The organism is Moorena sp. SIO4E2, from assembly GCF_010671945.1.
Classification (GTDB): domain Bacteria; phylum Cyanobacteriota; class Cyanobacteriia; order Cyanobacteriales; family Coleofasciculaceae; genus Moorena; species Moorena producens.
In genome coordinates this window covers 1-1,007 of the sequence record NZ_JAAHIE010001446.1, presented here as the reverse complement: position 1 = coordinate 1,007, position 1,007 = coordinate 1, and the positions used below count along the sequence as shown (strand labels likewise).

Below are 1,007 nucleotides of genomic sequence, written 5' to 3'. Positions count from 1 at the left end.
GACCCTGAATTTTTGGGGCAACCAGATGTTAGGGAAAAAGGTGTAGAAGATATCTTGAATATCTTCAACTCAGTCCACAACCAGCCTTGGTCCCACGCCACCCATCAATTTGGCTATATTGCTCCACCCCCGCCTGGTTCTACAGAAGTCCAAGTCATTCAACATCCGAGTGCCATAAAGGCGGATCCAACGTTAAAAAATAGTAGGCTCAACATTCGTCTTGATCGCCTGCGGATTCATAAGTATCCAGGGGGTGGCCTTCACAATGTTTTGGTTTCATTTGCGGCTCGCAATCAAGTGGCGGATTCCCAGGAGTTCGTGAGTTTTAGCCAAACTTATCGGGTGCCAGAAGGACAATCAGCAGGAATCGCAGGCTATCCAGTGTTCATTGGTTTGAATGTTGGTTCTCAGGGGATTGCCTTTGAATGCTCTACAGTCAATGTCAAAAATGAAGCGGATCAAGCGGTGTTATCTGCCTTAGAGTCTTCACCCTTTCAAACCGGTTTGGAACTATTAACTACCGCTCAACCTGCGATCGCACCCTTCACAACTCTCACCTTAGGATTAGTCAAAGCCTTCGCTCAACGTAATGAAAATGTACCGGTGCAGAAGTTTTATCTAGGGCTAGACTTTGAGGATGCGGCGATGGGAATTCGTCTGGCGGAAGGTAATTATATTGCAGTTCAAGTTCCCGATGAAACCACTATTGACTGGAACAAGTGGATTTATAAACCAGAATTAGGCAAGATCCTTCACAAAGCTGATGGCTCATCTCTGGAATACAATTACCTAGTTTTTCGGGTTAGTCGTTATGTGGATTAGGGAAAGTAAGCATTCAGCTATCAGCTATCAGCTATCAGTGGGTTATATCAGGTTCGGATAATTAGTTATAAAACACCATTACCGATGAAACCTTACTTCTTTACTTCTGCCTTCTGCCTTCTGCCTTGCTTTTGGGCTTAGTATAAGTATTCAACCGGACATGATATTACTCTATCGCTAACCTA

The 1,007-nt window shown here is 44.3% G+C and carries 1 protein-coding gene; it reads left to right on the top strand.

All coding sequences use genetic code 11. The features are described from left to right. The coding region (locus tag F6K37_RS44380; protein WP_287257475.1) for a hypothetical protein at positions 1-822 on the top strand (822 nt) is incomplete at its 5' end. Between the last annotated feature and the right edge of the window lie 185 nt (positions 823-1,007).